The following is a 23,021-nucleotide window of genomic DNA, read 5'->3' as shown; positions in this document are numbered from 1 at the left end:
TTTATTAAGTCACCTTTTTTGTATCCAGTTAGCCAAGTTAAGCTGTTGCTCCAAATGCAGCATGATAGTTGACTTTCCCCTGTGGAATATCTTGGGTAAAGGTAAGGGCTTGAAAGTATTCAGCAGGGACACCTTCAAGGATCAAATGGGCATAAGGTTTAAAGCCAAATTTTGAGTAGTAAGCAGGATCGCCAAGGACTACACATCCCGCAGCGCCAAGTTGTTTGAGTTGTTGTAAGGACTGTTGTATTAACGCCTTACCCACGCCTTGTTGTTGGTACGCTGGAACAACAGAAACTGGACCTAAGCCATACCAGTTTGGCTCGCCAGAGGAAATCACCACAGGTGAAATCGCAACATGCCCGATGATCTTGCCTTCAAATTCAGCAACAATCGAAATACTTAATTGATTTGCTTCCCTGAGTGCATTCACGATGAAGTGTTCGGTGTGATCTGTATGTGCTGCATGTTCAAAAGCTTGTTGTGTGATATTGAAAATACTTTCAATATCATCTGCTTGTTCGTTGCGTAAAGTTAAGTTAAGCATTTTATTGATTTTCACGAGCTGTAGATGGGATTATATGATTACAATCATACTATTAATGTAATAATAATCCATTCTTAGAATTTTTCATTGAACGTTACCATTTATACTGGTAAATAGTTGGATGTTTATTTGTTTTTGAAAGTTCCAATATAGTAGTTTTTATGTGTTTGAAAATATATATCAAAATCTGAACTCATCATTTCATCTTGTTTGGATTGTAAGGCGAAAATTTTTGAAATATGTGTGAAATAGAAATTTAATCCATCTAAAATATCATCGAATTCATTTAAAGGTTTTAAATCATCATATAAATTCTTTACTTTAGCAATTATGTCTGTAATATCAGGATTATACATCCATATAGTAATTTCATTTTCTTCGAGCTTCCTAACAAAATAATCATCACGATTATTGAGTTCGATCGCATATAGCTGTGCCCCATATTCTGTATATTCTGAATAAATCAGCTTGGTTTGATTTATTTGTGGATGTTCAAATTCAAACTTTCTAATTAAACGTGATAATGTCAAACAATTTGCTAATTGATCAATATTATTGTTTGCGAGTTCATCTAAAAAAGAAATAGCCCATTGAATGACAGCTAATTCACCTGTTCCAGTAATCACTCCATTTTTCCACAAATGAAGTTTATTCGTTTGATCGTGATTAAATAAAAATTCTCCACATGCTTGAATTTTTACTGATCTTTTGTCAGCGGCAATAATTATACTATCTTTTAGTTGAATTGAGAGTAAAAAAGTCATATTATTTCTTAAAAGTATTATTAGATTAAATTAATATTAAGGTCTGTTATAAAATTTTACAAGGAGCAATATATGGCTGGTGGCTCACAAATAATAATTAATAAAAATGGAATTACATTTATTACTCCATCAAAGTTTGAATCGAAAGCAGGTCAACACTTGTTTAAGTCTGGTGAAAAGGTGAAAGTAGTTTTGCCAAATTTCAATCCGATAGAACCTATTTGTGAAGATTGTTTAAGAGCTGCTGCTGTTTCAGGCTCAAGTTATATGCTGAGATGAATAGATGAAAAATTATTATATTATTGATCTAATACATCACACAGAAAATGAAAAACTACTAATTTTATATCAACATAATCAAAGTGTTTTTCAAAATTCTGACAGTTTATTTTCTACACTTTCTGAATATTATTTAAAAGATATAAGTCCAATTTTATGTCAAGTGGATAAACATGATGAAATATTTATTTCGGAATTTTTAGATAATAAACGCGAGTCAATTTTATTTTTACAGAGTTCACTTTCATTAAGTAGATTATCTCAACGCCTCCAAAATTATATGGAATTTAAAACACCTGATGGGCGTACTGGCATTATCAGATTATACGACCCTAGAGCGTTTCGGAATTTCAATAACATGCTGAAGCTGAAGCAGAAGCAAAATTTTTGGAAAGATATTTTCTTCATACGTGGATGGGATGACATCAACAAAAATTATTATATTGAGGAGCATATAAATAATGTTTGAAGTTGATAGTTTTCAAGAACGATATATGGATGATGAGGATGATAAGCGGTGGTTATATCGAGTCTTACTCGATCTTGCTAACCTTAAATTTCCGTTATTAAAACCTAATCTTGAAAATAATAAAGATTTGTCTACTTTACTTGATCAAGTAATAGCAGATGCTAATGAATATGATTTTTTAGATGATGATGAGCTTTTAATACGATACGCATTATATGCGGTTAATCGCAATGAAACGCCTATGCAAAATCCTGAGCTTAGAGAAGCTATAGGAAAATCTGAAACGATCAAGATAGGAATCCAAGATCAATCGGCATTAGCTGATTGGGTTGTGCGTATGAAGAACTTGTTTAATAAACAAGTTCTAGGAGTTGACTGATGGCAATAGTTGCTCCTTGGTTTGGGGGTGCTTTAGGTGGTTCAACCAGAACAGTCCCTCGTGTTACTCCTAGACCAACACTAGGTATTGATCCTATAACTGGTGTACCTATTCGATTAGATGATCCTCTTCCTATTACTTCGGAATCACAATTAGAAAAAGACGCAAGAAATGGAATGACTCTTGATAAACCTGGCGCAATACCTGTTGAACAAGTGGGTTATGGCGGTGGTAACAATGATCGAAAAAAAGATTGTAAATGCCCAGCATCTCATTTGTGTCATGGCAAACCAAGTATCCAATCTAGAAATGATAATGGTATTCAATATCAACTTTATATTGCAAATCTGTATTCTGCCCCATTAGTTTTCTCTAATTTAGGTATAGCGGAATCAGGGAAATCCTATAAAGTAACAGAATGGGCTTATAGTTCAGTGAATGACTTTGATGGTATGTGGCCAAATAAGTGTGTGGTTGTTGAAGCTAAAGATCGATATGAACATATGTTTAAATATCTTTGGTTCAATAGTACAGAGCAATTGGAAAAGTGGGCTAGGCAAATGAATAAACAGCTTAAAGCTGTTCAACCATCTTGGAAAACTACTAATGCCAAGCAAAAAAAAGTTGAGTTAGAGTGGCATTTCTCTGAATTGAATACGAAGAAAATCGTTGTAAGTGACAACACAATAAACAACCTTATGAAATCAGGATTAAAAGTGAAACATACGGAATTTTTAAATAAAGAAAAACTTGATAAATTAGATAATCAACGAAAGAAAGAATTTGATGAAAATGTTAAACGAGGATATGGAACGTAGGATATATTAATGATGGAAACAAAACCGAAATTTATTTCTCAACCTATTGTAGATTTCATATCTCCATTTCATAAGTATTATATTCAGTTATTCACTGATCATAATCTAACAAAAAGAGAATTTAAACCTAATAATTTGCAAGATTATTTTATTGATTTTTTGGAATTACTTGCCAGAAAAAGTGACTATTTTTCATCAAGTGAATGGTATCTCTATAGTTCAAGAGAGAATATACCTATTTTTTTGGAAAAAAATAATGATGTTTTAAATAGCTTTTTGCAAAAGTACCACAAGGAAAATGATATTGACTATGGATTTTCAATTCCCATGACAATGGATTATAGTATTCGTAATTTGGAAGAGGTTAAACAGTGTATTTTAAAATATGATCATTATTTTAGTGATGATAATTTTTTAAACTCATATGATAATTTGTCTTTTTGTTATGTTGAAGAATATCAAAGTATTCAACCTCATATGTCTATAGAGACAATCGAAATAATAATGAAAAGTATGACTGAGAATTGTAGAAAGCATAAGTTTAACTTTCAGTTTGTTAGCCTGTTTGATAATGATTTTTCAAGTAGACAGTCACCTAATGAACGTGAAAATTATTATGAAGATACATATCAAGTTTATCCCCATCGTTTACAATGTGTGTGGAAGTGTGTTGTAAAAGGAAATTTTACAAAGCGAGATATTCCTCAAGCTAGTAAAGTGGAAAACTTTATGCGAGGTTACACTTTAATTTCTACACTTGATGACCATGAATATTTTTCTTCATATAATTCAGAGCATATTTATAAAGCTAATTTATTAGAGATTAAATTAAATGAATTGGGAGTATTGCCATACAGAACAATTATCAAAAATTAAATTGATGTTTATTAATTGAATAAATATTCAGTTTATATTAATTGTGCGTTCCCCGATAAGACAAAGCTTCTGTCAAATGTGTACTTTGAATTTGTTCACTTTGTGCTAAATCTGCAATGGTCCTTGAAACACGTAAAATACGGTGATATGCCCGTGCAGATAAATTTAAACGTTGTTGTGCCATCTCAATCATCTTTTGGGATGTTTCATCCAAAACTACATATTTTTCCAACTGTTTTGGAGATAAAGCGTGATTTAATCCGCCTTGGCGTTGAATTTGAAAATGAAAAGCTTGAAGTACGCGTTCTCGCACTGTTGCTGAATCTTCAACAGGAGTTGTATCTTGTAATTCTTGAGCTTTTAAGGGTGGTACATCGATATGTAGATCAATACGATCCAATAAAGGACCTGAGATTCGACTTTGATAACGTTTGATTGATTCAGCTGAGCACTGGCAACGGCTATCTTGATTAAAAGCATAACCACAAGGACATGGATTCATTGCTGCGATGAGTTGAAAATTTGCTGGAAAGGTAATTTGTCTTGATGCTCTTGAAATGATGATTTCTTTAGACTCAAGGGGTTGCCTTAAAACTTCTAAGACTTTCTTATCAAACTCGGGTATTTCCCTAAATTGATAATTATGTAATCAAAAAGATCAAATAAGTTTTCATAAGAAATCTCTTCGAACTTCATAGAATTTCCAAAACTTTCAAGATAAATATTGTGAAGCTACTGCATAAAATATAATTTCTTGAAATTTCCTCCCAATTAACTTTTAAATTAAATAAGACATATGTAATATAAGTTATTAATATTACATATGTGCTTTGGCAGGATGAAGTATGGCAAAAGGTGATTCAGGAAGAATTGTTTTAGAGATTGATCCCAAATTAAAAAATAGACTCTAAGAGGTGGTCCCACATGTTTGAACAACTAAAAGCTTATTTATAAGTGATACTCTGCTCTAGTTAAGCTACCTTATTTTGTTGTGGTAGCTGGTCATAGTAAAACTCATCTGGAGTCATTTTGTCCAGACTCGAATGAGGTCGTTTCAAATTATAAAATTCAAAATATGCGTTTAATTGCTTCTTCGCATCCAAAACATTGCTGTAGGCTTTGAGATACACCTCTTCATATTTAACGCTCCGCCATAATCGTTCAACCATCACATTATCAACCCATCGACCTTTACCATCCATGCTGATTTGGATGTCATTTGATTTCAATACATCAATAAATGCATCACTGGTAAACTGACTGCCTTGGTCTGTATTAAATATTTCAGGTCGACCATATTTTTCAATAGCTTCATTTAATGTTTCTATGCAAAATGTAACCTCCATACTAATCGATACTCTATGCGCAAGTACCTTGCGGCTATGCCAATCAATCACAGCACATAAATAAACAAAGCCTTTTGCCATAGGGATATACGTTATATCCGTAGACCACACTTGATTACTGCGCTGAATAGCCAATCCTTTGAGCAGATATGGATATTTGCGGTGAGCTTGATTAGCCTGGCTTAAATTTGGTTTGCAATATAACGCATTAATGCCCATTTTCTTCATTAAAGTACGTGTATGACGTCGTCCTATATGATGTCCTTGACGATTCAACAAATCACGCATCATACGGCTACCTGCAAAAGGGTATTGCATATGTAACTCATCCATACACCGCATCAGCTTCAGATCTGATGCACTCACAGGTTTTGGGCGATAGTAATAACAACCACGGGAGACTTTCAGCAGCTGAGCTTGCTTAGATACTGAAATCTGAAGTGAGTCATCGATTAACTTTTGTGGTTGAAGCGGCCCAGTTTCTTCAACACACCTTCTAAAAAATCAATTTCTAATGCCTGCTCACCGATTTTTGCATGTAGTTTTTTTAGATCGATGGGTGGTTCTGTTGGAGCTTTTGATTGATCGAAAGCTTGCGAGGAAGCTGAAATCAGTTGATTTTTCCAGTCGATAATTTGGTTTTGATGAACATCAAATTCAGCACTCAATTCAGCAAGTGTTTTTTCTGCTTTAATCGCAGCAAGTGCTACCTTAGCTTTAAAATCATTTGAATGATTTCTTCTTGGTCTACGTGCCATAAAATACTCCATATATTGATGTTTATAACATCATTTGGGGAGCAAAATATCACTTATAAGTGTTGTTCAAATTTCCTGATCCACCTCTCTATGCAGTTTTAGCAATGGAACAGCAAACGCTGAAAGAATGGTTTATTCTCCGCGCAGAATCACATATCAGCGAGAAAAAAGTTGAGTTATTAAAAAGTTTTTTAAAGGCAGACGATGAAGTTTAAAGCAGACCAGACAACGCAAAAATTAAGAGGTGGTTACTACACACCTCAACATTTAGCAGATTATGTGGCTAAATGGGTTCTTTCAATTAATCCCCAAAGTGTATTAGAACCAAGCTGCGGTGATGGTGTTTTTATACAAGCAATTGCGAATAATAATGCGGTAAATAGTCTTCAAATGTCCTGTTTTGAGCTTCTGGATACTGAAGTGGAAAAGGCTCAAAGCTTAGCCAAAAAATTAGGATATGCTAACTGTAATGTGACTGAGGGTGACTTTTTAGTATGGGCAAATAAGCAGCTTGCAGAGAATAAAACGATTTTTGACGGAGTCGTAGGAAATCCTCCTTTTATACGATATCAATTCTTGGAAAAAAGCTTTCAAGCTGAGACAGAAACCGTATTTAAAACATTAGGTTTAAAATTTACTAAACATACTAATGCCTGGGTGCCTTTTATTCTAGCTTCACTTTCCTTACTCAAAGATGGTGGGCGGTTAGGAATGGTTATTCCATCAGAAATAATCAATAGACTTCCTTCATAAATCATTTTTCAATCAATTTAATTGTTTATCTTTCACCCAATCTAAATTGTATATGCCAGCAAGTAAATTAAACCGCAGGTTTAATCTTTTACGACGATTTCTATATACACAAGATAAAATCTTAAAACATTTCATCCTTCCAAATACATGCTCTACTTGAATTCGTCTACGACCAATCTCTCTATTTAACTTTTTTAATTCAGAATCTAATTTTTCAGTTTTCTTTGCTTTAGATGGCATGAGGCATCCAAAACCCAATTTTTTTATCCCTAAATACCCCTTATCAACGATAAAAAAGGGCTTAAATTTTAATTTCCTCATACTTTTTTTAAATATTTTAAAATCATGCATGCTTCCATGACTTCCACATACACTCAGTATTTCACCTGTTGTATAGTGCATAGATAGCTGAAATTTAAAGGTATGTCGCTTTTTTTTTACCGCTATACCATTTCTTCTGTTTTTTTTGGACGTTGAACTAATATTTCAGTTGCATCAATCACAACAACTTCCCAATCCACTTCATCTCGATTAGGAAGTTGTTTTGACAAGTTAAATTTTCCAGAACGGATTAAGGTATCTTCAATAACACGTGTGATACGAATTGCACTCGTTTCAGATACACCGTAACTCATACCAAGATGGAAAAATGTTCGATATTCTCTCCAATATTCTATACATAAGAGCAAACGATCTTCCAACGGTAATTTATGCGGTCGTCCTTTACCAATATGACGAGGTAAATGCTTATTTAGCTCGGCCAACATGAGGTTAAATGTAGTCCAACTAACACCGGTAAGCCTACGAAACTTAACGTCTGATAATTTTTGAATATCTTTGAATTTCATCCAAGGATTATCTCTTGAATTAAATAATTTTGCTGATTAATTTAAGATCAAATAAATTGTACGTTTTTTGATTTATGACGGAAGTCTAATATATGAAGTTATCCATTTAGCTAACAAATTAAAGTAATATTATTCTGCTTTTTTGATTACTTAAATCTAAAAATAAAGTACAACAGAGATTAAATCGTAGGAAGCAGGCAAGATGAGCTAGCATTTTGCCTCCGCCAGACCGAAGTCAAAGTTAGATCATGAACTATACTCGTCTTATCCAAGAAGAAAGATATAAGATTCAAAACTTTTGTAAGTCTTTAATAAATCGTAGAACTTCTAACCTCTGCTCATTACTTAAAGTATGACTAACTTGTATTATTTCTGCCAATAAATCGTTTTCTACATAAAAATATGCTGTTGGTAAATCTAAAATTTCTGCAATCTTGGAAGCCATTAAAAAATCAGGAACATGTTTTCCACGTTCATACTGATTCATACGTGCACTAGCAGAAGATTCATCAATTCCAGCCAAGATCCCTAAGCGCTCTTGTGAAAGTTTTTTTGCTTTGCGCGCTATACGAAGACGTAAGGCAAAAACATTTAAATTATGTGTTGGCATTAAACATAAGCACCCACCTTAAAACTAAGATTTTCTTAGTTTCAACTTGAGTTATTACTAAGGATTCCTTAGTATTGTGAAATCAAGAAGTCTACCTTGCATTGCTCGATGGTAACTTTTGAACAAGCTTGCCAGATCTGCATTGATCTCAAGCGCCTATTTTTGATCCTCTACCAATTGTTACAGTTATGATTCTATATACAGTTCAACACTAAGGTCATCAACTCTCTTTTGCTTTAATTGTGCTTATCCATGTCAAAATATACTCTACCTTTTTATAGTGATTTTTTTCACATTTTACTGAATCATGAAATCATCGAATGGCGAGCGAATGACTTTATAAAGGCTATTTTTAATGATAGACAATTTGTTAAACCCTCTGAAAAGCAAAGTATTTATAGAGGATTAAATATACTAGTAAAATGCAATTTTCTTTTAACAGTGAGAGACGAGGATAACCGTAATATTTTTAGATACAGCGAAACCTCTTATTTAAAATCCTATCGAAATGTTGAGAAAGTAAAAAAGGTCAAAGATGCATTAATTGAGGAAAAAAAGAGTTTGGAAAATGTACTCGAACGACGTAAAACCGAGAAAGTTTTCATTGAAAATATCATTACTAAAAACCCAGATCTACAAAGTTTTTTTGACAAATATGAAAATGTTATATCTAAAGAGTTAAAGGAATTAGAAGACAAGAATAGTTTTATAGTGAATATTTTCAATGATATTGAAAATGATCAACTTGAATCATTCTAAAGAGGGAGAACTACAAGTTATAAATTGTGTGATTCACTGCTGCATAAACCCAACCAGAATTGGTTTGAATATATGTGAAGTCAGCAACCCACAAGAGATTAGGCTGATCTGGAGGGTGGAGGGTGTAAATAATAGTTATGCGTTTATTGTAATGTCACTTCATTTTTTATTTTTATTGAAATGACGATTTTATGATCAATTTTTTATCTAACTTAATATATCTTCCATTAATTTGATATGGCTTTGTTGCACAAAGATTTCATAACTATATGATTTTAAAAGTTTTGATTATTTTTTGATCTAAAATTAAATTTATTTAAATCAGATGCTTACATATTTATGCAACAAAGCCATTTGATATTAGAATTTATTTTTTATATATTTTTCTCAATCTCATGTTTATGGGTAATGAAATATTTTTCTAGCGTCGCATCATTAGATAATAAAGTATTTAAGAATTCGATATTATTCTCTTTTTCCTCCAATTCTATCAATAAATCACTTTTTTTTTGACATAAAAATATCTTGAAGCTTCTGTTTTTTATAATGATTTCTTAAATCATTCAGTCTAGGTGTTTCTTTATAACGAAAGGATTTTTTTGAAGATGTAGTGGGATTCACTTCCAAATATTCAAAATTTAAAAGGATTTTTAGGCCTGAGTACATACGTCTTTTAGCAGTTTTTGGCATGTTTGGTCTAGATGTCAGCATTTTCTCCCAAAAATCTTTAGCTTGCCAATTATTGACTTCGTGATTTATGAATAAATCTAAAAAATCATCATACAGTGGTAAATGAGTATTTCTTGCCATAACTGAACAATTTTCACTTATTAAAAAGAGGATTATAGTCCGTGGATGTTTAATCCGTAAATGATGATAGTTCTGTTTTTTGAGCATTTAAATCAAATGACAGAATTAGCAAGTTTACTAGGTCAAAAAATACGTAAGGCTAGAAAAGAAAAAGGCCTTTCTCAAGAAAAGTTAGCCCTTATGTGTGGTTTAGATCGTAGTTATATGGGGCGGATAGAGAGAGGTGAGGTTAACATTACTGTGCTCAAGCTTTATGAAATATCAAAAGCTTTAGATATTCAAATCATTAATTTTTTTGAATAGAAATATATTTAGCTTGGTTTTAATAAAAATTATGTTTAAAAACAATATTTTGCAATGAAAATGGTAGTATTTGTTTAGGGGTTTTTAATTTTAGTAGGTGTTCTACTGCAAAAAAACAATTGACATTGAGTAAAAAACGCCCCATTATCCTGATGTAACAGGTGTTGCATAGTCTACCTACTGTATTTAATTTGTGGTGACAGGTGGCCGCCTGTCATCGAATTCAAAACCGATAACGTGACTAAACATTAGGAGTTAAGAACAAATGAAAGTATATCAGATCAATTATGACCTGCGTAAGCAACGTAACTATGAAGAGCTTTATAAAAAAATTAAAGCTTATGGAACTTGGCGAAGACCTTTAAAATCTTGCTGGCTAATTGTTTCTGCAACGGCAGCACAGATTCGGGATGACTTGAGCCAAGTCATGGACCATGATGATGGTCTGTTAGTAACTAGGCTGAATCCAGAAGCGGCTTGGCGAAAATTAGATGATGTTAAAGATAAGGCTACAACGGACTGGCTAAAGAAATATATTGGTAATGCATCTTAATGGGATTGAGCCAAGGATGACTCACTTTCTTTCAGAGTAAATATTTATGTCAAAGTTAAATAGATTCGTAAAACTGAGTGACCTCGCAGAGATTCGCACAGGTTTTACATTCCGTGAAAAGGTTGAAGAAGTTGATTCTGGTAATGCGCACGTATTACAGATCAAAGATATTCGTCACATTGCAACGGATACCTGTGGTTATACGCTTTTTGCTGATGATTTACCGCAAATTGATTGGCAAGGTAAAGATAATGCCATCGTATCGCCTGACTCTGTATTGTTGCCCTGTCGTGGAGAGTATCTCAAAGCACATTATTTTGTAGGCCATCAAGATCAATCAAAAGCATTACCACTCATTGTGAGTAGTCAATTTTTGATTTTGATGCCAAATCAAAATGTACTACCTGAATACCTATGTTGGTACTTGAATCAACCTACTGTGCAACATGAGTTACGCCAAGAAAGTCAGGGCTCTAAGATGCCAATGCTAAGCGTATCAACGGTAAGCCAATTTGAGGTAGAAGTGCCAAGTTTGGATATTCAGCAACGCATAATTGAATTAAACCGTATTTGGGAGCAAGAGCAGATCTTGACCCAACAATTACTTAAAAATCGTGAACAAATGATGATGGGCATGTTTAAACAACTGCTCCAAGGAAACAAATAATGGTTACTCAAATTAATCAAGATACCGTCAATAAAGCCCTTTGGTCGGCATGTGATGTATTCCGTGGCACAGTGAGTGCAGATACCTATAAAGACTATATTTTGACAATGCTGTTCTTAAAGTACATCTCTGATGTATGGCAAGACCACTACGACAATTATAAAAATGAGTATGGTGATGAGCCTGAGCTCATTGAAGAGTTAATGAAAAACGAGCGTTTTGTACTGCCTCGTGAATCAAATTTCTATACTTTGCATGAGCGTCGCTTTGAGCCCGGTAATGGTGAACGTATTGATATGGCTTTACATGCACTTGAAGAAGCCAATGGGACAAAGCTGAAAGATGTAGGTAAAAGCGTTTTCCAAGATATTTCTTTTAACACGGATAAATTGGGCGAAGAAAAGCAAAAAAACACCATTTTAAAAGACCTTCTTGAAGTTTTTGCTGTTCCTGAATTGGATCTAAAGCCAAGCCGTGTAGGTTCACTTGATGTGATTGGCAACGGGTATGAGTTTTTGATTAAAAACTTTGCTGCAAGTGGTGGTCAAAAGGCCGGTGAATTTTATACGCCACCTGAAGTATCGGACTTAATTGCTGAGTTACTTGATCCACAGAAAGGCGACAGTATTTGTGACCCTGCATGTGGTTCTGGCTCACTGTTGATGAAGTGTGGTCGTAAGGTTGTCAGCAACCACAACAGCAAAGAATATGCGCTTTATGGGCAAGAAGCGATTGGTTCAACGTGGTCATTAGCCAAGATGAACATGTTTTTGCATGGCGAAGACAACCACAAAATTGAGTGGGGCGATACGATTCGCAATCCAAAATTATTGGATAAGAATGGCGACTTGATGCTGTTTGATATTGTGACTGCAAACCCACCATTCTCACTGGATAAATGGGGTTATGAGCAAGCTGAAAATGATAAGTTTGACCGTTTCCGTCGTGGTTTACCACCAAAAACCAAAGGTGATTATGCCTTTATCTTACACATGATTGAGACACTTAAACCTGTTACGGGTCGTATGGGTGTTGTGGTTCCACATGGTGTGTTATTCCGTGGCTCATCTGAAGGGAAGATTCGTGAGAAGTTGATTAACGAAAACTTATTAGATGCGGTGCTTGGTTTACCTGAAAAGCTGTTCTATGGTACGGGGATTCCTGCTGCCATTTTAATTTTCAAAAAGCAAAAGTCTGATGATTCGGTTTTGTTTATTGATGCAAGCCGTGAGTTTAAGTCAGGTAAAAACCAAAACAACTTAACTGAAGACAATATTGCCAAGATTATTGCAACCTATCGTGCGCGTGCAAGTGTAGATAAATATGCATATTTAGCGACTTTGCAGGAAATCAAAGATAACGATTACAACCTAAATATCCCTCGTTATGTGGATACCTTTGAAGAGGAAGCTGAAATTGATTTGGTTGCTGTACGTGCTGAGCGTGAGCAATTAAAGACTCAACTTGCTGAGCTTGAAGTGCAAATGGCGAAGTATTTAGAGGAGTTGGGTTATGGCGCGTAAAATTGATTCCGCTTCTATTCCAAAAGAATGGAAGTATGATTTGCTAGATAAATTTGCAATACGTTGTAGTGGACATACTCCTAGCCAGTCTTTTCCTGAATATTGGAATGGAGGAATCAAATGGATTTCTCTAGCAGATAGTAACCGTTTAGATAATGGCTACATTTTTAACACGTCTAAAGAAATTTCAGAAGATGGTGTTAAAAATAGTTCGGCTGTACTTTTACCTGCTGAAACGGTTGTTTTATCTCGTGATGCTGGCATTGGTAAAAGTGCAGTTATGTATGAGCCTATGGCTGTTAGTCAGCATTTTATTGCATGGAAATGTGATAATTCTCATAAAATAAATAGTTGGTTTTTATATAATTGGTTACAGTTAAATAAAACGGAGTTTGAGCGTCAGGCTGTTGGCTCTACGATTAAAACGATCGGATTGCCGTACTTTAAAAAGTTAAAAATAGCTTTGCCACCCTATCAAGAACAGGAAAAAATTGCCCAAATTCTTTCAACGTGGGATCAAGCGATTTCGGCTACTGAAAAACTGCTTGAAAATAGCCAACAGCAGAAAAAAGCATTGATGCAAGAGTTGCTGACGGGTAAAAAGCGTTTGCTTGATGAGAATGGGGTGAAGTTCATTAAGCCATGGGATATCTGTGAACTCAAAGATATAGCTCAAATAATAATGGGATCATCTCCTAAATCAGAATTTTATAATGATTTAGGTCATGGGTTACCACTTATTCAGGGTAATGCAGATATTAAAAATCGATATTCTAATCCAAGAATTTATACTTCAGAAATAACGAAAGAATGTATAAATGAAGATGTTCTCTTGAGTGTTAGAGCACCTGTAGGAACAGTGGCTCGATCTAAACACCATGCTTGCATAGGGCGAGGTATTGCTGCAATTCGTGCAAAATTAAACGTTTCTCAAAGTTTCTTGTATCACTTAATGATATGGAAAGAGCCAAAGTGGGCTAATTTTTCTCAAGGTAGTACATTTGAATCGATAAATAGCGATGATATAAAGTCCTTGAAGTTATTAGTTCCTACTTTGGAAGAGCAAAAAAAGATTGGTAGAGTACTTTATTTAGCAGATCAAGAAATTGAGACCTTGCAGAAAAAACTTGATTGTTTAAAGCAAGAGAAAAAAGCACTCATGCAACAACTTTTGACAGGTAAAAAACGTGTCAAGGTGGCTGCTTAATGATGCAAATGATGCCTAGCTATTATCGCATTATGGCGGGTGCGAAGTCTGTATTTGCTCAAGAGTTTCTAGAAGGTGGCTTTATTGCTGCCAATTGGAACATTGATCAAGACTTAACACATGATTTGCCTGATGATTGGCGTGAGTTTAATCATCGTTTTATACCTGTTTATCTCAATGCTTTGCCTGACAAAACTAAGATTTCGGCAGGCTTAGCATGTGGCATGTTACATACCCTTTCAAAAGGAATTAAACAAGGTGACATCATTCTTACCCCTCGTGGGGATGGTCATTACTTAGTAGGTAAAGTCATTTCAGACTATTACTACGTACCTTCTGGTGAGTTAAGCCATCGCAGAAAAGTTGAATGGTTTGAGCAGACTTTGCCTAGAGAAATGATGTCTCAAGAGCTAAAAAACTCATCGGGATCAGTGGGTACAGTTTGTAATCTGACCAAGTATGCAGAAGAGCTTAAATCGCTCATTAATGGTAAAGAAACGGTTGAGCATCTCGAGCCTGATGAAGTAGTCGAAGACCCCGCCGCTTTTGCTTTAGAAAAGCATTTAGAACATTTCTTGGTAGAGAATTGGCCTAAAACTGAGTTGGGTGCAACATACGACATCTATACTGAAGAGGGACAATTGGTTGGTCAGCAGTATCCATCGGATACAGGTCCTATCGACATTTTGGCAATCAGTAAGGATAAAAAGACATTGCTTGTTGTTGAGTTAAAACGTGGTCGTGCAAGTGATCGTGTTGTGGGGCAAATTCAGCGTTATATGGGCTATGTCAAAGATGAATTGGCTGAGGCTGATCAGCAAGTGAAAGGTGTCATCATTGCACTAGAAGATGACCTAAGAATTCGTCGTGCTTTGAGTGTGGCTCAGAATATTGAGTTTTATCGTTATCAGTTGAGTTTTAAGTTGAATAAAGTTTTTAAATAACTTTCAAACTTGAAAAATAACACAATAGAAAATCTTAATTATTAAATTTAGAGAGGGATTATGTCTGAAAATAAATGGGAAAAACGTCGAAAGGAAGACACCAAACGCATTAATGATGTGCGTAATGAGTGGGAGAGAGATCATGCTCGTTTAATTCATTCAGCAGCCTTTAGGCGTTTGCAATCAAAAACTCAAGTTCTTGGATTGGGAGAGAGTGATTTTTATCGTACGCGATTAACACACTCTATGGAAGTTGCTCAAATTGGCACTGGAATTTTACGCTGTTTAAAACATAAATATGAACATCTAAATATAGAAATTTATCAAGCTTTGCCTGATGTTGCATTAATGAATGCCATTTGCTTAGCGCATGATATTGGTCATCCACCTTTTGGTCACGGTGGTGAAGTAGCACTAAATATTTGTATGCGTGAACATGGCGGTTTTGAAGGTAATGGCCAAACGCTGAGAATTTTGTCACGCCTAGATAAATACACGGATGGTTATGGTATGAATCCTACCCGTCGATTACTACTAGGTGTGCTGAAATATCCCGCTTCTTATATTTCAACAGTTCAAGATAATGCTTATGGGGAAATTAAATATCCACGTTGGTTATCAGAGGCTGAAAAGCAAAAACCACCTAAATGTTATTTGAATAGTGAAAATGATGTGGTTAATTGGATACTGGAGGCTTTGAATAATGATGAAAAAGCTGAGTTTGTTAAATCGAAACCACATAAATCAGGGCATCTAAAGCCTATGTATAAAGCTTTAGATACATCGATTATGGAACTCGCTGATGATATTTCATATAGTTTGCATGATTTAGAAGATGCTATTTCATTAGGAATGATAACTCGTTCAGATTGGGAAAATCATAATCAGGCTAACGAAGAGGATAATGCTGATTCTAAAGAGAATAGATTCAAAGCTTGTGGGTTGGATAGCAATAAGATTGCTGAGAAGTTGTTTTCAAATGAAAGCTATCAGCGCAAAAATCAAATCGGGGATTTGGTAAATCAATTCATAACCAATGCTGAAGTGAAACCAACGGGCATTTTATCTGCTTCATCTGATTTGATTAAGTGGAATGCTGTTCTTGATAAACAGCATGAGCAATTACTAGAACATATTTTTGATTTGGTCAAAGATAAAGTAATCAAAAGTCCTAATGTTCAACAGCTTGAGTTCAAAGGGCAAAAACTAGTTATTGAACTATTTGAAGCATTGGCTTCAGATCCAACAAGACTATTGCCTACTACTACGATAGTTAGATATCAAAAAGCTGAAACGGAAACACATAAACAACAGGTAATTTGTGATTACATTTCGGGTATGACTGATGAATATGCAACTAGATTGTACGAAAAAATTTATTACCCTCATCGGGGTTCTATTTTTGATCGACTTTAATCCGATTAATTAACATTTAAGGTAATGAGTAAATATTAAATGACCAATTTTTTACCGAAGTTTCAAGAAGAATATAGTGCAAAACTTCCGGCTTTAACCTTGTTGACTAACTTAGGATGGTCATTTTTACCGCCATCACAGGCACTCGCTGCTCGTGATGGTAAACAAGACCAAGTGGTATTACGCCAAATTTTACGTCAAGAGCTCTCTAAACGTACTTTTCCATTTGCGGGTCAAGAATATCCACTTTCAGCAAAGTCGGTAGACAACTTAATTGCTGAAATCTGTAGCCCAGCTTTGAATGAGGGGCTACTGACTGCCAACGAAAAAATGTATAACCATTTGTTCTACGGCATTCCTGTAACTGAATTTGTAAACGGGAAAAAAGTTAGCCCTACGATTCCATTGATTGATTGGCATAACATTCATAACAACGACTTTTCATATACTGAAGAATTTGCTGTCACACGCTCAGGTGGTGTAGATACACGAAGACCCGATATCATTTGCTTTGTAAATGGTATTCCTTTAGGGGTAATTGAAGCAAAACGCCCTGATAGTCAGGCTAAGAAAGGTCCAACGATTAATGAAGGCATTTCTCAGACGCTTCGTAATCAGCGACCTGATGAAATTCCACATCTGTTTGCATATAGCCAACTACTACTTTCTATAAATGGACATGAAGGGCGTTACGGCACATGTAATACCCCTGCTAAGTTTTGGGCAGCGTGGCGAGAAGAAGATATTTCTGATGCAGAGATGTATGCGCTTAAAAATAATAAATTAACTGCTTCACAAAAACAGAGCCTATTTTCTTATCGTCCAGTCGATGACTTAAATTGGTATGAAAACCTAAATGCAGGTGGAGACTTAGCTGTTACAGGTCAAGATCAACTGCTGATTAGTCTATTAAAGCCTGAACGACTACTCGAAATGGTTCGCCTATATACGCTTTTCGATAAGAAAGCAGGAAAAATTGTTGCTCGTTATCAGCAAATTTTTGGTATCAAACGACTCATTGAGCGTATTAGTACGAAGAACAGCAAGGGTGGTCGTGAAGGTGGTGTGATTTGGCATACTACGGGCTCAGGTAAATCTTTTACCATGGTCTTTCTTAGTAAAGCTTTGATCTTGCATGAGGCTTTAAAACAATGCCGTATCTTGGTTGTTACTGACCGTGTTGATTTAGAAGATCAACTCAGTAAAACCTTTGTTTCTGGTGGCGAACTGACAGGGAAAAGAGACAAACAAAACGCCATGGCGACTTCAGGTAAACGCTTGGCTGAACAAATTGGCAAAGGCACAGAGCGAATCATGTTTTCTTTGATTCAGAAATTTAACTCAGCAACCAAACTTCCTGAATGTGTCAATACAAGTTCAGACTTCATTGTCTTGATTGATGAAGGGCATCGAAGCCAAGGTGGTGAAAACCATGTGCGTATGAAACTCGCACTTCCAAATGCGGCATTCGTGGCATTTACAGGTACACCATTGCTTAAAGATGAAAAGACCGTTAACAAGTTTGGTCCTATTGTTCATGCGTATACGATGCAAAGAGCGGTAGAAGATAAAACCGTAACGCCTTTGCTCTATGAAGAACGAATTCCTGATTTAGATGTCAATGAACGAGCGATTGATACGTGGTTTGAACGGATAACAGAAGGTTTAAATGATCAGCAAAAAGCAGATTTAAAACGTAAATTTGCGAGAAAAGGTGAAATTTATACTGCGGATGATCGTATTCGCCTGATTGCGTTAGATATTGCCAATCACTTTGTGAAAAATATTGATGATGGTTTAAAAGGACAGCTTGCTTGCGATAGCAAGGCTTCAGCGATTAAGTATAAAAAGTACTTGGATGAAGCAGGCTTGTTTGAGTCTGCTGTGGTGATGAGTCCACCTGATAGTCGTGAAGGAAATACTGATGTTGATGAATCGACTACCCCTGAAGTGACCCAATGGTGGAAAGACAATGTCGGCACTCAGGATGAGCAAACTTATACCAAACAAGTAATTGAGCGTTTTGAAAAAGATGATTCGCTTAAATTGCTGATAGTGGTGGATAAGCTCTTAACAGGTTTTGATGAACCTAAAAATGCTGTTCTTTATATTGATAAAAATTTAAAACAGCACAATCTGATCCAAGCAATTGCGCGTGTAAACCGACTTCATCCAATGAAAAAGTTTGGTTTATTGATTGACTATCGAGGTATTTTAAAAGAATTAGATTCCACAATTCTTGATTACCAAGATCTCGCTGCTCGTACCCAAGGTGGCTATGATATCAATGATCTTACAGGCTTGTATACGCAAATGAGCTCTGAATACAAACGTTTACCTCGTTTGTATAAAGCGCTATGGGCGATTTTTGATGGTGTAAAAAATAAAAATGATCCAGAGCAGTTGCGCCAAGTTTTAGTCCCACGCATTGAAGAACGTGAGGGTGAGTTAGTCGATATTCACTTAAAAGTTCGTGATGATTTTTATGAAGCACTTACAGAATTTGCCAGTTGTTTAAAAGTTGCATTGCAGTCAGCAACCTTCTTTGAAGATAAAAGCTTTTCTGATGCAGATCGTCAGCACTACAAAGAAACAGTCAAACTATTTACAAGCTTGCGTCAGATTGTGAAACGAGATGCTGGAGAGACTATTGACTATGATCAGTATGCTGAGCAAGTCAAAAAACTTCTTGATAAACATGTTGTGGGTATTGAGGTAAAAGACCCTGATGGAGTCTATGAAGTCGGCAAGATGGGCAAAGTGGCGCAACCTGAAGATTGGAGTGAAGAGAAAACACGTAACGAAACGGATATCATCAAAACTCGTGTAACGAAGATGATTGAACAGCAATTGCGTGATGATCCCTATGCTCAGGAGGCTTTCTCTAAGCTGTTACGTCAAGTCATTGAAGAAGCAGAGAAAGAGTTTGATCATCCATTGAAGCAACACATGCTGTTTAGAGAGTTTGAAGAACAAGTTGAGGCACGTCGTTTAGATGAAATCCCTGATGTGTTCAGTGATAATAAGCATGCTCAAGCTTATTATGGTGTATTTAAGAAACTATTACCTGAAGCATTCTCGATAACAGATCAACAGAATCAAGATAAGTGGATTCAACTCGCTTTTGAGGTTGATCGTTCTGTGATGAGTTCTGTAGCTGAAAACTCAATTAATCCACAAAATATTGAAGCAGATATCCGTAAAAAACTATTACCGCAGATGTTCCGTGAATGTAAATCCATTGGGAGTGGTATGGATCAAGCCAAAAAAATTGTGGAAATGATCGTACAAATTACTCGGGTCGGTTTAAATGGGCTCTAGGATGAATATGCTAGATGAGAAAAAGTTAAGCATCATTTATGGTGGTGAAGTTGTGGATTTTGAGGTGCTTGAAAGTCCTAGCCGTACTGAAAAGATACTGATTAAAGTCTATGCTGATTGTCGGGTAGTTGTATCGGCACCGTTAAATGCAGATGACAAAACAATCATTGAAGCTGTAAAGCAGCGTAGTCGTTGGATCTATAAACAATTACGAGAGTTCCGTGAGCAAAGCAGATTTATCACGCCTCGCCAATATAAAAGTGGTGAAAGCCACTTTTATTTGGGTAAACAGTATCAATTAAAAGTGATTCATGATGATACCAAGCCAAAAGGTGTAAAACTTCTGAGGGGAAGATTGGAGGTAAACACCTTAGATACGGATATTGAAAGTATTAAATCTCACTTAAATGAATGGTATAGATCGCGAGCAAAAGTCATATTTGAAATACGTTTGCAACGTATTCTAGAACAGGCCTTATGGGTTGAAACTCAGCCTGATATTCGTTTGATGACCATGCGTACACAGTGGGGAAATTGCTCCCCATCAGGTCTACTTACGCTCAATCCTCATCTAGTTAAAGCGCCTACAATCTGTATTGATTATGTGATTCTGCATGAGTTATGCCATTTAGTTGAGCATAACCATAGTGAGCGTTTCTACCAACTTTTGACTCAAGTGATGCCTGATTGGGAGGTGGTGAAAGAGAGATTAGATAACATGGCTGTGAAGTTTTTTGAATAGACTTTTGCGTTGAACGACACATCAGTTGTCATTTTCATAAACGATTAGATGCGTTGCAAGAAGCAATTGTGAAATATGGTTGTCCAGAGGTGTTTAATACAGACCAAGGCAGTCAATTCACAAGCGAGGCATTTTTGAATGAGTTAAAATTGCGAAATATCCGTATCAGTATGGATGGGAAAGGACGGTGGAGAGATAATGTGATGATTGAGCGGTTATGGCGCAGCGTGAAGCATGAGGAAGTTTATTTAAAGGCTTACGATACGGTTAAACAAGCGAAACAATCAATTGCTGAATATTGGGATTTTTATAACATGATACGTCTTCATTCAAGTTTGAATAAGGCAACACCAAATGAATTTTATGATCAACATTTACTAAAAGTAATGGCAGCATAATTTAAATATTTATAGCGGATTTATCACTTATAAAACTGAATTGAGTGGTCTAAGTAACGGAACTATATTACTTTCTGTCAAATAGGTTGCATGAATTATGAATACCGGTAGAGAAGCCGCATACAAAGCCGAACATAATTAGAAGCATTAAAATGTGGACTGCCACCAGTTGACTTTAACTAATGTAGCGATTTCATTTCATCAAATTATACACTTAAATATTTTTTAAGGTATTGTGTTAGATAAGAAAAATGGTTTTTTTAGATAGTTAAATTACTAAGGAGTATTTGAGGATGGTATTTATTGCTAGCTTAGTGATGGGGATGTTCATAATAGCTTTTTTTAGTATAATTTTTTATCTGATCAAACCAGCTACCTTCATGTTTACTCTCAAGAGACAATCAGTTGGTCGACTGCAGATTATTGGTTATTGGATTCTTTATCTATTTGCACTGCTTGTATTAATAGGCATGTTCCAATCAGAAGGTGATTCAAGTTCCAGCCTATTAGGTTTTTTTTTAGGAATGACAATTCAAATCTTATTATGTATTTATAGTTCTAAAGAAAAAAATAATATAAAAGTTATAAGAAAGATTGTACCGCCAAACTTACCAGTAATCTATCCATCTAGCCTTTCAGAACCATGTTCAATAAATAGAAGTGAAGAACAATTCACAAAGCTTACTTCTCCAAACGATATGAACCGTACCGGGTTTGTCGGAGAGTCAATATTCTGAGAGACTATCCCGATGACAAAATTAAAATATACCCCTGAAATCAGAGAAAGAGCGGTTCAATTATTGATTGAATCTGAAAAAGATTATCCTTCTACTTGGGCTGCAATCACAGCAATTGCGCCTAAGATTGGTTGTACTCCTGAAACACTTCGTGCCTGGCATCAAAAGCATTTAGATCAGCAAAATCCTATTAAAGTACAACAGATATCTGATCAAGAAAAAATGAAGCAAATGGAACGTGAAATTAAAGAATTAAAGCGTGCCAATGAAATTCTACGTAAAGCAGCCGCTTTTTTCGCCCAGGCGGAGCTCGACCGCCCACACAAATAATGGTGGATTTTATCCATAACAATAAGGCGTTATATGGTGTTGAGGCGATTTGTAGAATTTTACCGATCGCTGCTTCAACCTATTACCGGACTTTAGATCTCGCGGACAATCCAGAACATCGAGCGAAACGGGATCTGCATGACCTTCATCATGCTGAACAAATTAAACGAATTTGGAAGGAAAGTTCAGGTCGGTATGGTGTGCGTAAGGTCTGGCAACAACTGAAACGTGAAGGCTATATTATTGCGCGCTGTACTGTTGCTCGATTGATGCAAAAGCTAGGTATACAAGGTGTTTGGCGTGGTAAGAACAAACAAACCACCCATAGCCGAGATGACCAAAAACGAGCAGATGATTTAGTGAAACGTAATTTTACTGCTGATCATCCTGACCAACTGTGGGTGAGTGACTTTAGTGTGCCGCAGCAAGCGGCGTAAGAGATGAGGGTATGGCCCCTCGCTATCGGCTTGCAGGAGCAGGTAGCAAACCACCATAAGCGGCTTGGATCAAAAGTCCCGGTCGTGAGCGTTATGGAAAAGGCATCGTAGAGATGTCAGGTAAGAATTAGGAAGGCGAACAACAGTGAACTGCCGTTCAAGTGTCGAAAGTACTCAAATGACATCAAAACCGGGGATGGAAGTTACCCCGCGATTAGTTTGGCCGTTACCTGCTTACGGGCCATTCTGTGTCCGGCGTAGAGGCAGCGCGATCCTAATTCAGGCTCTTACGTTGAACTGCGGGAACCTTCGGTGGCGATGTCAAGCGAAAGGCACAAGCTCAAAAGGCAAGGCTGATAATAGCAATGCGTCACCAAGGGGCGGAGCAACTCGTAGTAGTGTTGAAGTTACTGTAATGGTAATGGAG

At 35.9% G+C, this 23,021-nt stretch carries 24 protein-coding genes, 3 pseudogenes and 1 other annotated feature; of the genes and pseudogenes, 19 read left to right on the top strand and 8 right to left on the bottom strand.

All coding sequences use genetic code 11. The features are described from left to right. Nucleotides 1-37: 37 nt before the first annotated feature. Nucleotides 38-547 (bottom strand): GNAT family N-acetyltransferase, encoded by a 510-nt coding sequence (locus TOL5_RS20450; protein WP_046759778.1) that lies wholly within the window; start codon nucleotides 545-547, stop codon nucleotides 38-40. A gap of 125 nt (nucleotides 548-672) precedes the next feature. Then, a complete protein-coding gene (locus TOL5_RS20445; RefSeq protein WP_046759768.1) occupies nucleotides 673-1,311 on the bottom strand; it encodes a hypothetical protein in 639 nt (212 codons plus the stop codon). 72 nt (nucleotides 1,312-1,383) lie between these two features. Between TOL5_RS20445 and TOL5_RS22630 the strand changes: the two genes are divergently transcribed. From TOL5_RS22630 to TOL5_RS20420, 5 genes are read left to right on the top strand one after another with little or no spacing between them, the layout of a single operon-like run. Continuing rightward, nucleotides 1,384-1,590 carry a hypothetical protein gene (locus TOL5_RS22630; RefSeq protein ID WP_046759769.1) on the top strand — a complete coding sequence of 69 codons (207 nt, stop codon included), beginning with the start codon at nucleotides 1,384-1,386 and terminating at the stop codon, nucleotides 1,588-1,590. Between the two features lie 4 nt (nucleotides 1,591-1,594). Then, a complete protein-coding gene (locus TOL5_RS20435; RefSeq protein WP_221260628.1) occupies nucleotides 1,595-2,059 on the top strand; it encodes a DUF4123 domain-containing protein in 465 nt (154 codons plus the stop codon). Then, nucleotides 2,052-2,438: a hypothetical protein gene (locus tag TOL5_RS20430; protein WP_058968269.1), complete on the top strand. Its 387-nt coding sequence runs from the start codon at nucleotides 2,052-2,054 to the stop codon at nucleotides 2,436-2,438. The genes TOL5_RS20435 and TOL5_RS20430 overlap by 8 nt, the downstream gene beginning before the upstream one ends. Next, nucleotides 2,438-3,256 (top strand): Tox-REase-5 domain-containing protein, encoded by an 819-nt coding sequence (locus TOL5_RS20425; protein ID WP_121774405.1) that lies wholly within the window; start codon nucleotides 2,438-2,440, stop codon nucleotides 3,254-3,256. The genes TOL5_RS20430 and TOL5_RS20425 overlap by 1 nt, the downstream gene beginning before the upstream one ends. 9 nt (nucleotides 3,257-3,265) lie before the next feature. Then, nucleotides 3,266-4,132 carry a hypothetical protein gene (locus tag TOL5_RS20420; protein ID WP_046759773.1) on the top strand — a complete coding sequence of 289 codons (867 nt, stop codon included), beginning with the start codon at nucleotides 3,266-3,268 and terminating at the stop codon, nucleotides 4,130-4,132. A 37-nt stretch (nucleotides 4,133-4,169) separates the two neighbouring features. On the opposite strand, the pseudogene TOL5_RS20415 reads toward TOL5_RS20420, so the two are convergent. After that, nucleotides 4,170-4,760: pseudogene (locus TOL5_RS20415) on the bottom strand (ATP-binding protein); the annotation flags it as partial. Nucleotides 4,761-5,103: 343 nt separating this feature from the next. Continuing rightward, a protein-coding gene (locus TOL5_RS20410) for an IS3 family transposase (RefSeq protein ID WP_085944219.1) occupies nucleotides 5,104-6,248 on the bottom strand; the annotation gives its coding sequence in 2 pieces (ribosomal slippage) (nucleotides 5,104-5,984 and nucleotides 5,984-6,248; 1,146 coding nt in all). Between the two features lie 192 nt (nucleotides 6,249-6,440). Here TOL5_RS20410 and TOL5_RS20405 point away from each other — a divergent pair. Then, nucleotides 6,441-6,989 (top strand): Eco57I restriction-modification methylase domain-containing protein, encoded by a 549-nt coding sequence (locus tag TOL5_RS20405; RefSeq protein WP_228740303.1) that lies wholly within the window; start codon nucleotides 6,441-6,443, stop codon nucleotides 6,987-6,989. A 12-nt stretch (nucleotides 6,990-7,001) separates the two neighbouring features. Here the strand turns inward: TOL5_RS20405 and TOL5_RS20400 are convergent, their stop codons facing one another. The 3 genes from TOL5_RS20400 to TOL5_RS20390 form a co-directional block, all read right to left on the bottom strand. Further along, complete coding sequence (locus TOL5_RS20400) at nucleotides 7,002-7,391, bottom strand: transposase family protein (RefSeq protein WP_079270576.1); 390 nt, start codon at nucleotides 7,389-7,391, stop codon at nucleotides 7,002-7,004. A 41-nt stretch (nucleotides 7,392-7,432) separates the two neighbouring features. Next, on the bottom strand, nucleotides 7,433-7,756 hold the full coding sequence (locus TOL5_RS20395) for a helix-turn-helix domain-containing protein (RefSeq protein ID WP_221260618.1): 324 nt from the start codon (nucleotides 7,754-7,756) through the stop codon (nucleotides 7,433-7,435). 370 nt (nucleotides 7,757-8,126) lie between these two features. Then, the gene (locus TOL5_RS20390; protein WP_176538074.1) at nucleotides 8,127-8,447 is read right to left on the bottom strand and encodes a helix-turn-helix domain-containing protein; all 321 of its coding nucleotides are present in this window, start codon (nucleotides 8,445-8,447) and stop codon (nucleotides 8,127-8,129) included. Nucleotides 8,448-8,699: 252 nt separating this feature from the next. Between TOL5_RS20390 and TOL5_RS20385 the strand changes: the two genes are divergently transcribed. Continuing rightward, nucleotides 8,700-9,206 carry a hypothetical protein gene (locus TOL5_RS20385; protein ID WP_178905429.1) on the top strand — a complete coding sequence of 169 codons (507 nt, stop codon included), beginning with the start codon at nucleotides 8,700-8,702 and terminating at the stop codon, nucleotides 9,204-9,206. A 498-nt stretch (nucleotides 9,207-9,704) separates the two neighbouring features. On the opposite strand, the gene TOL5_RS22565 is transcribed toward TOL5_RS20385, so the two are convergent. Continuing rightward, entirely contained in the window at nucleotides 9,705-10,016 is a 312-nt protein-coding gene (locus TOL5_RS22565) for a hypothetical protein (RefSeq protein ID WP_228740302.1), read from the bottom strand. A gap of 96 nt (nucleotides 10,017-10,112) precedes the next feature. Between TOL5_RS22565 and TOL5_RS20375 the strand changes: the two genes are divergently transcribed. The 12 genes and pseudogenes from TOL5_RS20375 to TOL5_RS20320 form a co-directional block, all read left to right on the top strand. Beyond that, nucleotides 10,113-10,319 carry a helix-turn-helix domain-containing protein gene (locus TOL5_RS20375; protein ID WP_168542752.1) on the top strand — a complete coding sequence of 69 codons (207 nt, stop codon included), beginning with the start codon at nucleotides 10,113-10,115 and terminating at the stop codon, nucleotides 10,317-10,319. Between the two features lie 265 nt (nucleotides 10,320-10,584). After that, nucleotides 10,585-10,872 (top strand): hypothetical protein, encoded by a 288-nt coding sequence (locus TOL5_RS20370; RefSeq protein ID WP_221260627.1) that lies wholly within the window; start codon nucleotides 10,585-10,587, stop codon nucleotides 10,870-10,872. 46 nt (nucleotides 10,873-10,918) lie between these two features. Further along, the gene (locus tag TOL5_RS20365; RefSeq protein ID WP_221260626.1) at nucleotides 10,919-11,539 is read left to right on the top strand and encodes a restriction endonuclease subunit S; all 621 of its coding nucleotides are present in this window, start codon (nucleotides 10,919-10,921) and stop codon (nucleotides 11,537-11,539) included. Further along, nucleotides 11,539-13,062, top strand: a complete 1,524-nt coding sequence (locus tag TOL5_RS20360) for a type I restriction-modification system subunit M (RefSeq protein ID WP_221260625.1) — start codon at nucleotides 11,539-11,541, stop codon at nucleotides 13,060-13,062. The genes TOL5_RS20365 and TOL5_RS20360 overlap by 1 nt, the downstream gene beginning before the upstream one ends. Continuing rightward, nucleotides 13,052-14,269, top strand: a complete 1,218-nt coding sequence (locus tag TOL5_RS20355; protein ID WP_221260624.1) for a restriction endonuclease subunit S — start codon at nucleotides 13,052-13,054, stop codon at nucleotides 14,267-14,269. Before TOL5_RS20360 ends, TOL5_RS20355 begins: the two co-directional genes overlap by 11 nt. Then, nucleotides 14,269-15,213 carry an endonuclease NucS domain-containing protein gene (locus TOL5_RS20350; protein WP_221260623.1) on the top strand — a complete coding sequence of 315 codons (945 nt, stop codon included), beginning with the start codon at nucleotides 14,269-14,271 and terminating at the stop codon, nucleotides 15,211-15,213. The genes TOL5_RS20355 and TOL5_RS20350 overlap by 1 nt, the downstream gene beginning before the upstream one ends. Before the next feature lie 60 nt (nucleotides 15,214-15,273). Beyond that, nucleotides 15,274-16,629, top strand: a complete 1,356-nt coding sequence (locus TOL5_RS20345) for an anti-phage deoxyguanosine triphosphatase (protein ID WP_221260622.1) — start codon at nucleotides 15,274-15,276, stop codon at nucleotides 16,627-16,629. Between the two features lie 39 nt (nucleotides 16,630-16,668). Next, nucleotides 16,669-19,950 carry a type I restriction endonuclease subunit R gene (locus TOL5_RS20340; protein WP_221260621.1) on the top strand — a complete coding sequence of 1,094 codons (3,282 nt, stop codon included), beginning with the start codon at nucleotides 16,669-16,671 and terminating at the stop codon, nucleotides 19,948-19,950. Nucleotide 19,951: 1 nt separating this feature from the next. Then, on the top strand, nucleotides 19,952-20,692 hold the full coding sequence (locus TOL5_RS20335) for a M48 family metallopeptidase (RefSeq protein ID WP_221260620.1): 741 nt from the start codon (nucleotides 19,952-19,954) through the stop codon (nucleotides 20,690-20,692). A gap of 44 nt (nucleotides 20,693-20,736) precedes the next feature. After that, nucleotides 20,737-21,090 (top strand): annotated as a pseudogene (locus tag TOL5_RS20330) (transposase); the annotation flags it as partial. Nucleotides 21,091-21,383: 293 nt separating this feature from the next. After that, entirely contained in the window at nucleotides 21,384-21,827 is a 444-nt protein-coding gene (locus TOL5_RS20325; protein WP_221260619.1) for a hypothetical protein, read from the top strand. 12 nt (nucleotides 21,828-21,839) lie between these two features. Then, nucleotides 21,840-22,582 (top strand): annotated as a pseudogene (locus TOL5_RS20320) (IS3 family transposase); the annotation flags it as partial. After that, nucleotides 22,115-22,231: a sequence feature (AL1L pseudoknot), on the top strand. Its footprint overlaps the pseudogene before it by 117 nt. Nucleotides 22,583-23,021: the final 439 nt, after the last annotated feature.

The organism is Acinetobacter sp. Tol 5 (genome assembly GCF_019702905.1).
Classification (GTDB): Bacteria; Pseudomonadota; Gammaproteobacteria; order Pseudomonadales; family Moraxellaceae; genus Acinetobacter; species Acinetobacter bereziniae.
This window is presented reverse-complemented; position numbering and strand designations above follow the sequence as displayed.

Coding starts and splice junctions, on each gene's coding strand:
- TOL5_RS20425 (WP_121774405.1), top strand. CDS start 2,438: ATGGCAATAGTTGCTCCTTGGTTTGGGGGTGCTTTAGGTGGTTCAACC.
- TOL5_RS20395 (WP_221260618.1), bottom strand. CDS start 7,756: ATGTTGGCCGAGCTAAATAAGCATTTACCTCGTCATATTGGTAAAGGA.
- TOL5_RS20450 (WP_046759778.1), bottom strand. CDS start 547: ATGCTTAACTTAACTTTACGCAACGAACAAGCAGATGATATTGAAAGT.
- TOL5_RS20325 (WP_221260619.1), top strand. CDS start 21,384: ATGGTATTTATTGCTAGCTTAGTGATGGGGATGTTCATAATAGCTTTT.
- TOL5_RS20335 (WP_221260620.1), top strand. CDS start 19,952: ATGAATATGCTAGATGAGAAAAAGTTAAGCATCATTTATGGTGGTGAA.
- TOL5_RS22565 (WP_228740302.1), bottom strand. CDS start 10,016: ATGGCAAGAAATACTCATTTACCACTGTATGATGATTTTTTAGATTTA.
- TOL5_RS20360 (WP_221260625.1), top strand. CDS start 11,539: ATGGTTACTCAAATTAATCAAGATACCGTCAATAAAGCCCTTTGGTCG.
- TOL5_RS20340 (WP_221260621.1), top strand. CDS start 16,669: ATGACCAATTTTTTACCGAAGTTTCAAGAAGAATATAGTGCAAAACTT.
- TOL5_RS20445 (WP_046759768.1), bottom strand. CDS start 1,311: ATGACTTTTTTACTCTCAATTCAACTAAAAGATAGTATAATTATTGCC.
- TOL5_RS20370 (WP_221260627.1), top strand. CDS start 10,585: ATGAAAGTATATCAGATCAATTATGACCTGCGTAAGCAACGTAACTAT.
- TOL5_RS20355 (WP_221260624.1), top strand. CDS start 13,052: ATGGCGCGTAAAATTGATTCCGCTTCTATTCCAAAAGAATGGAAGTAT.
- TOL5_RS20350 (WP_221260623.1), top strand. CDS start 14,269: ATGATGCAAATGATGCCTAGCTATTATCGCATTATGGCGGGTGCGAAG.
- TOL5_RS20375 (WP_168542752.1), top strand. CDS start 10,113: ATGACAGAATTAGCAAGTTTACTAGGTCAAAAAATACGTAAGGCTAGA.
- TOL5_RS20385 (WP_178905429.1), top strand. CDS start 8,700: ATGTCAAAATATACTCTACCTTTTTATAGTGATTTTTTTCACATTTTA.
- TOL5_RS20435 (WP_221260628.1), top strand. CDS start 1,595: ATGAAAAATTATTATATTATTGATCTAATACATCACACAGAAAATGAA.
- TOL5_RS20365 (WP_221260626.1), top strand. CDS start 10,919: ATGTCAAAGTTAAATAGATTCGTAAAACTGAGTGACCTCGCAGAGATT.
- TOL5_RS20345 (WP_221260622.1), top strand. CDS start 15,274: ATGTCTGAAAATAAATGGGAAAAACGTCGAAAGGAAGACACCAAACGC.
- TOL5_RS22630 (WP_046759769.1), top strand. CDS start 1,384: ATGGCTGGTGGCTCACAAATAATAATTAATAAAAATGGAATTACATTT.
- TOL5_RS20420 (WP_046759773.1), top strand. CDS start 3,266: ATGATGGAAACAAAACCGAAATTTATTTCTCAACCTATTGTAGATTTC.
- TOL5_RS20405 (WP_228740303.1), top strand. CDS start 6,441: ATGAAGTTTAAAGCAGACCAGACAACGCAAAAATTAAGAGGTGGTTAC.
- TOL5_RS20390 (WP_176538074.1), bottom strand. CDS start 8,447: ATGCCAACACATAATTTAAATGTTTTTGCCTTACGTCTTCGTATAGCG.
- TOL5_RS20430 (WP_058968269.1), top strand. CDS start 2,052: ATGTTTGAAGTTGATAGTTTTCAAGAACGATATATGGATGATGAGGAT.
- TOL5_RS20400 (WP_079270576.1), bottom strand. CDS start 7,391: ATGCACTATACAACAGGTGAAATACTGAGTGTATGTGGAAGTCATGGA.